Annotated in this window: 6 protein-coding genes and 1 pseudogene (1 of these 7 running past the window's edge); 1 reads left to right on the top strand and 6 read right to left on the bottom strand. The window is 65.5% G+C overall.

What is annotated here, in order from left to right; genetic code table 11:
* From DBV14_RS07535 to DBV14_RS07510, 6 genes and pseudogenes are all read right to left on the bottom strand, one after another.
* Positions 1-1,692: pseudogene (locus DBV14_RS07535) on the bottom strand (Hpt domain-containing protein) (it extends 4,403 nt beyond the left edge of the window).
* A gap of 28 nt (positions 1,693-1,720) precedes the next feature.
* Entirely contained in the window at positions 1,721-4,039 is a 2,319-nt protein-coding gene (locus DBV14_RS07530) for a methyl-accepting chemotaxis protein (RefSeq protein WP_124458574.1), read from the bottom strand.
* A gap of 42 nt (positions 4,040-4,081) precedes the next feature.
* Positions 4,082-4,624, bottom strand: coding sequence for a chemotaxis protein CheW (locus DBV14_RS07525; protein WP_124458573.1), 543 nt, complete (start codon positions 4,622-4,624; stop codon positions 4,082-4,084).
* A 19-nt stretch (positions 4,625-4,643) separates the two neighbouring features.
* Positions 4,644-5,009, bottom strand: a complete 366-nt coding sequence (locus DBV14_RS07520) for a PleD family two-component system response regulator (protein ID WP_124458572.1) — start codon at positions 5,007-5,009, stop codon at positions 4,644-4,646.
* Entirely contained in the window at positions 5,009-5,407 is a 399-nt protein-coding gene (locus DBV14_RS07515) for a PleD family two-component system response regulator (RefSeq protein ID WP_021012487.1), read from the bottom strand. Before DBV14_RS07515 ends, DBV14_RS07520 begins: the two co-directional genes overlap by 1 nt.
* 84 nt (positions 5,408-5,491) lie before the next feature.
* Positions 5,492-5,662, bottom strand: a complete 171-nt coding sequence (locus DBV14_RS07510) for a rubredoxin (RefSeq protein ID WP_007838397.1) — start codon at positions 5,660-5,662, stop codon at positions 5,492-5,494.
* Between the two features lie 111 nt (positions 5,663-5,773).
* On the opposite strand from DBV14_RS07510, the gene DBV14_RS07505 reads away from it, so the two are divergent.
* Entirely contained in the window at positions 5,774-6,736 is a 963-nt protein-coding gene (locus DBV14_RS07505) for a bifunctional hydroxymethylpyrimidine kinase/phosphomethylpyrimidine kinase (RefSeq protein WP_124458571.1), read from the top strand.
* The last annotated feature ends 73 nt before the right edge of the window (positions 6,737-6,809 follow it).

The raw sequence follows: 6,809 nt of genomic DNA, 5'->3' as shown, positions 1-6,809 counted from the left end.
CTTGGCCAGTGCGGGCTGGTAGCCCAGCATGTCGATCAGGAAGCCCAGCGCGCCGAGGTTGTTGCCCAGCGCATCGAAGCCGGCCATTTCTTCGGCCGGCGAGGTGCTGACCAGCATGGCCTCGACATCGTCGCGCATGCGCTGCACGGTGTGCGCAGCCTGTTCGAGGCCGAGCACGGAGAACACGCCGCGCATCTGCATCAGTTGCGTGGGCACGGTGCGCAGCAGGCCCTTTTCGGCGGGGCGGCGGAAATACTGGTCGAGCGATTTTTCGAGTTCGCTCAGGTGGCTGCGCAGCTCGTCGACCACGGTGCCCATGGTCTGGCGGTCGCTCACGCGGCGGTACAGGTCTTCCATCCACGGCTCGAGCGGCTCGGAATGGCCACCCGCGCGCACGCGTTCGATGCGGCCGGCCAGCTGCAGTGTGCGGGCCGTGAGTTGCGGATCGCTCGGGTCGAGGTCTTCGAGCGCGGCTTCCAGGTACAGCACCGAGGTGGCGACTTCCATCGCGAGCTCGGTGTCGGGCGCGTGGCCGGAGCGCACGGAGGCTTCAACGGCGTGGGTCAGCGCCTGCACCATCGGCAGGCTCGGCGGATGCAGCTTCTGCAGCGACTCGCCCAACTGCGCGAAGGTGTCGGCCACCTGGCGCGTGCGGGTGACGTCGCCGCCCGAGAGCGCCGACCACATTTCCTTGGCGGTCTCGATGCGCTTGCGCGCCTGTGCGAGCACCAGCGGATCGAAGCGGCCGAACTGCTCGACGGTGTAGTCGATGCACGGCTCGTTCGCGATGCCCCACGCGCTGCGCACGGTGCGCAGCGTGGCGGCGTCGTCGCGCGCGGTGGGCACGGCCTGCGCGCAGAAGAACAGCAGGTCCTGGCCCAGGCGGTCGGACACCACGCTGTCGCCGCGCGCCAGCGTGGCGTACTGCAGCAGCACCCGCGTGGCGGCGCGCTTCACATAGGCGTCGGCGGGAATGAGGTTCAGTGCGAGGGCGTCGAAGAAGCCCGCGGCCAGGGTCCAGAAGCTGGCGACGCGGGGCAGCAGCGCGCCGCGTCCGAGCCCCAGGCACAGCGCATGCAGGCGCCGTGCGGCCTGCGCGTCGCCGGTCTTGACCAGTTGCAGCACTTCGCGGTCGAGCCGCGAACGCACGGAGGGGTCGTAGGCAATGGCGGCCTGCGTGAGCGCGGGCTTGATCTCGACCCAGCGCCACACGGTGCTCCAGAGGTCGGCCGGATGCACGCGCTCGTTGCCGACCAGTTCCAGCACGTCGCGGTACTGCGGAAACAGCGCCACCGACGACACCGGCTTGCCGGCCAGCAGGGCATTGAGGAAATCGGTGACGGCAAAGCCGGCACGCTCGATCTTGTGCACCGCGCTGTCGGTGCAGCGCTGCGGATCGGTAATGAAACCCTGCACCGCGAACTCGATGGCGCCGAGCACCAGCGCGGGCGAGGAATGCCCCACCATCTGCAAGGCGCCGACGGCCTGGTGCAACTGCTGGCGGGCCATCTGCAGCGGACCGCTCTCGGGCTCGGCGGCCGTTCCAACGTCGCGCACATAACGCCGCAACGACTTGCCTACACCGTCGAGGGATTTCTGGATTTCTCCCAGCACCCAGGCCAGCGGCCCAAGGTCTTCGGTGGCCGGCGCAGTGCCGGCGAGGGGGGCCGTGGCAGGGGTTTGAATCGACACGTTGGGTGCTCGCCGTTCTTATCTTTTGTCAGGCAATCTTGAAACGGGCTACCGAGCGGCGCAGCTCTTCGGCCATCTGCGAGAGCTCGCGCACCTGCTGGGCCGTGGTCCGCGTACCTTCTCCGGTCTGCTCGGTCACCGCAAAAATGTGCTGGATGTTCGCGGCCACCACGTTGGCCGAATCGGCTTCGCGGGAGGCGGATTGCGAAATCTGCTCGATCAGGTCGGCAAGGCGGCGCGACACGCGGTCAATCTCGGTCAGCGCGGTACCCGCGTTGTCGGACAGCTTGGCCCCTTCGACCACACCCTGCGTAGAGCGCTCCATGGCGCCCACCGCGTCCTGGGTGTCCGTCTGAATGGCCTTCACCAGCGCCGAAATCTGGCGCGTGGCGTCCGCGGAGCGTTCAGCAAGGCGCTGCACTTCTTCCGCCACCACCGAGAAGCCTCGGCCGGCTTCACCGGCGGATGCGGCTTGAATGGCGGCGTTCAGGGCCAGCACGTTCGTCTGTTCGGTAATGTCCGAGATCAGCTCGGTAATTTCGCCAATCTCTTGCGACGATTCGCCCAGGCGCTTGATCCGCTTGGAGGTTTCCTGGATCTGGTCGCGGATGGAGTTCATACCGCCGATGGCGTTCTGCACGGCCTGCAGGCCCGACGATGCGGCTTGCAGCGACTGGCGCGCCACCGTGGCGGACTCTTGCGCTTGCGAGGACACACCGTTGATTCGCTCCGCCATGGTCAGCACCGACTGGCCGGTTTCGCGAATTTCGCGCAGCTGTTCGGTCGAGGCGGCGAGCAGTTCGGTCGAGGTGCTTTCCACCTGCGACGTGGTCTGCGCCACGCGCGTTGCCGTGTTCTGCACGTTGCCCACCAGCAAACGCAGTTCTTCCACCGTGTAGTTCACCGAGTCGGCAATGGCGCCGGTGATGTCCTCGGTCACGGTGGCTTCCTGCGTCAGGTCGCCTTCGGCCACTGTCTGCAGTTCGTTCATGAGCCGAAGAATGGCGGCCTGGTTGGCGTTGTTGATGCGGCCCGCTTCTTCGGACGACTGCTCGGCAGCCAGACGCTCGCGCTCGGCGTTGGCGGCACGTTCGCGGCCTTCGCGCACCTGCACGAAACCGATGGCGCCGGCCAGAGCCAGGGCGGCCAGCGACAGCACGAACAGCAGCACGATGGTGCCGGCGCCCAGGCCGGTGCGCGCGGAGAGCTTGTCTTGCAGGTCGCCCAGCGACTTACGCAGCGGCTCGCTGTCGGTCAGGATGGACGCTTGCGCTTCGCGAGCGGCCACCAGGCCCTGCAGGTTGCCCAGAATGGCGGAAGCCTGCGTGCGCATCTGCTCGTAGGTCTTCAAAATGGCTTCGAGCTGCTGGCGCGTCTGCGGGTCTTTCGAGCCGGGGAAGCGTTGCTGCGCGTTGCCGTCGAGCAGGCCGCGGGTGGTTTCCTGGAAGGTGTTCAAGTCCTTGCCGAGCAGGAACACGGCGTCGGGGTTCACACCCTCGACCGTGAAGAACTCGTTGGTCGACTTGCCGATGCGCTGCGTCAGCATCACGAGCTGGCCGGCGGCCGAAATTTCGGGCAGCGTGGCGTTCTGCTGCATCTTCAGCGAAGCGACGGTTTCCGTCATTTCGAGCAGCGTGGACGACTGCTGGTTGATGTCGCGCAAGGCGGCACCCACCTGGGTCAGGATCTGGCGCTGGGCCAGCACGGCCTTGGCGCTGGCATCGGCGCGTGCAACGAGAGGATTGATCTTGTTCATCTCCTCGTCGTACTGGTTGCCCACGCGTTCGAGGCGCAGGGCATCGTCGCCGTTGGTCAGGCCCGCCACGCGGCGCGAGAGATCGTCGGCGCTGTCCTTCACTTCGACGAACGCCGAGGCGCTGCCGACGAGGGCCTGCGAGATCGACTTGGCAAGACGCTGCGACTGCATCAGCGACTGGCCGGTGGCCGCCACCTGCTGAGCGAGGCGTTCCGCGCGAAGAATGGCGGAGCCGGCCACCAGCAACAGCAGCAACACGACCACGGCCAGCATGATGGCCAATATGCGCTGCTGCTTTGCGGGGTTGGAACCCGTGCGGCCATCCGCGGCTTGCGCCACGGCATCGGGCGCCATGGCGCCCGGCTCGTTGGCGGCATCGCCACCGCCGGGCAGGCCCGGATCGCCGAAGCCGGTGTCCGAAGACACGGCGGAAGCGCTTGCGCTCTTTGCCAGGCGCACGGTTTTCTCGTCCGGAACCTGAACCGTGTCGACATCGTCGAGCGATATCGAACCGGAGCCGTCGACGCGGGCCTTGTCGTTCCCGTTGTTCACGGGCAGTAATTTCTTGAACTTGTCGGCGATCGAGCTCACGGTCGGTCCTTCAGGTGGTTGCCGGTACGGCGTGCCGGAGCACTACGCACCAATACTCAAAAACTGGGGTTGCTGCGAAAGTGCCTGCAGGTTGACTTCCTGCCAGCGCTCCCCTGCCGCGTCGGTGTACAGATGCCCGTGCCAGGCAGGTGCTTCTGCGCCCGGAGCCTCGGAAGCCGTGAAGGCCTCCGCGCCCCGCAACCCCGCCAGTCGATCGACCAGCAATGCGCAGTTGACTTCGAGCAGCTCGTTGAAGGCAACGAGCCGCGACTGGATGCGCGCCGCTTCGGAAGCGGCCGGCGCGGTGGTGCCGCCCGCTTCGCCCGCGGCGAAGGCCGACAGCTGCACCACGCCATAAAGGCCGCCGCGCAGGTTGGCAACGCCGAGGAACCAGGGCTCCGTGTAGGGCACGGGCTGGGGCGGCGTCCAGGGAAAGATTTCGCCGGCATGCCCCAGCGGAAAGAGGTACTTGCCCTCGCCCGCCTCGACCGCCAGCCACGTCGCCGCCACGCCCGTCGTGCGCGCAGCCTGCAGACGGCTCGCCAGCCGGGACTGGAAGGCTCTCAGAGCATCGCGATTCGCCATGGACTCGGCAGGCCTTCGCTCAGGCCAGCGCGCTGATCTTGGACATCAGCTCGGCCGCATTGACCGGCTTGACGATGTAGTCGCGTGCGCCCTGACGCATGCCCCAGACGCGATCGGTTTCCTGGTTCTTGCTGGTGCACAGGATGATCGGGATCGCGGCGTACTGCGGATCGCGGGCAATGGCGCGCGTGAGCTGAAAACCGTTCTGGCCGGGCATGACGACGTCCATGAGGATCAGATCGGGGTGATCTTCCTCGAGGCGGCGCATGGCGTCGTCGGCGTTTTCGGCGGTCTTCACGGCAAAGCCGTTTTTCTGGAGAAGGTCGGTCAAGAACACCAATTCAGTCTTGGAGTCGTCGACGACGAGAATTTTTCGAATAGGCATTACTGCACTTCCTGTTGAACGATGCCAAACTGCTGCACGGCCTGCAGCAGCTGGTCTTTGGTGAAAGGCTTGGTCAGGTAGTCCTGGGAGCCGACCATGCGGCCGCGCGCCTTGTCGAATACACCGTCTTTCGACGACAGCATGACGACCGGGACATTGGAAAAATGGGCATTGCGCTTGATGATGGCGCAGGTCTGGTAACCGTCGAGGCGCGGCATCAGGATGTCGCAGAAAATCAGATGCGGCTTGTGGTCGTTAACCTTGGAGAGCGCGTCGAATCCGTCTTCGGCCAGAAGAACCTCGTGCCCGCCCTGCTTCAGAAATATCTCGGCACTGCGCCGGATGGTGTTGCTGTCGTCAATGACAAGCACCTTGTAACCAGATCCATTCGGGCCCATTGCAAACGCTCCTGCTCATGAGACTTGGAAGCCCGCCGCGCCGAACATCGACGCAGACCGCGTAGCTCTATCTATGCCATGCTTTCAGATTTCAACCATTTCGAAGTCTTCCTTGCGCGCACCGCACTCAGGACAGGTCCAGTTCATCGGCACATCGGCCCAGGCCGTGCCTGCCGCGATGCCGTCTTCCGGTACACCAACCGCTTCGTCATAGATCCACCCACAAATCAGGCACATCCAAGTTTTCGTATTCATCGGAGCTTAAAGTCCTTGTTCATTAAATGCAACGAGTGTATCTATGCGTATCTCACTGGCCGACCGTAAACGTCGCGCCTATGCCACCATCCAGGGGATTCCGCCCGGCGTATGACCATCTACTTACTTCCAGCAGGTAACGCCCGCAAACCGGGCGATCTTAACGACCCCTCGCAGGACGACGAGGAGGTGGCCGAGCGCGACCTCAATCCCCCCTGCGTGCTGGTGTTCAACGCCAGCGACCCGAGCGGTGCGGGCGGCCTGGGCGCCGACACGCTGGCCATGGCCTCGGTGGGTGCGCACGTACTGCCCGTCGTGACCGGCGCCTACGCCCGGGACACGGCCGAGATATTCGACCATTTTGCGTTCGACGAGGAGGCCATTGCCGAGCAGGCGCGCTCCATCCTGGAAGACGTGGAAGTCCAGCTGATCAAGGTGGGCTTTGTCGGCAGCCCGGAAGCCCTGAGCACCATCGCCGAGACCGCCTCCGACTACCCGGAGGTGCCGCTGGTGGCGTACATGCCAAACCTGTCGTGGTGGGACGAAAACCTGATCGAAGGTTACCTGGACGCCTTTCGCGAGCTGGTGCTGCCCCAGACGACGGTGTTGGTTGGCAACCACAGCACGCTGTGGCGCTGGCTGCTTCCCGACTGGAGCGGCGAGCGCCCGCCGGGTGCGCGCGACATCGCGAAGGCAGCCGGCGAGTTCGGCGTGCCCTACACGCTGGTCACGGGCATGGTGTTGCCCGACCAGTTCATCGACAACGTGCTGGCCTCGCCGCAGTCAGTGCTCGCCAACGAGAAGTACGAGCGGCTCGAAGCCGTCTTTGCCGGTGCGGGCGACACGCTGTCGGCGGCGCTGGCCGCGCTGCTGGCAAGCGGCACCGATCTCGTGGCCGCGACGACCGAAGCCCTGGCCTACATGGACCGCTGTCTGGACGCGGGCTTTCGCCCCGGCATGGGCCATGTGCTGCCCGACCGGCTGTTCTGGGCCGAGCCCGAGGAAGACGAGGACGACGAAGACCCGGACGCCGCGCCGGACTTTGCGCTGCCGCCTCATGACACCCGTCATTAGGATGGCGTACTGAGGCTTGATACGTTGGTCTGGGTGCTTGCCGTTGTCCGGCTTCGGTTCATTCAGGGCGACG

Source organism: Variovorax sp. KBW07 (assembly GCF_003852515.1).
Classification (GTDB): Bacteria; Pseudomonadota; Gammaproteobacteria; order Burkholderiales; family Burkholderiaceae_C; genus Variovorax.
This window is presented reverse-complemented; position numbering and strand designations above follow the sequence as displayed.

What these genes read in the sequence shown, in the direction of transcription:
- DBV14_RS07525 (WP_124458573.1), bottom strand. Translation starts at nt 4,624, where the DNA reads ATGGCGAATCGCGATGCTCTGAGAGCCTTCCAGTCCCGGCTGGCGAGC.
- DBV14_RS07520 (WP_124458572.1), bottom strand. Translation starts at nt 5,009, where the DNA reads ATGCCTATTCGAAAAATTCTCGTCGTCGACGACTCCAAGACTGAATTG.
- DBV14_RS07515 (WP_021012487.1), bottom strand. Translation starts at nt 5,407, where the DNA reads ATGGGCCCGAATGGATCTGGTTACAAGGTGCTTGTCATTGACGACAGC.
- DBV14_RS07510 (WP_007838397.1), bottom strand. Translation starts at nt 5,662, where the DNA reads ATGAATACGAAAACTTGGATGTGCCTGATTTGTGGGTGGATCTATGAC.
- DBV14_RS07505 (WP_124458571.1), top strand. Translation starts at nt 5,774, where the DNA reads ATGACCATCTACTTACTTCCAGCAGGTAACGCCCGCAAACCGGGCGAT.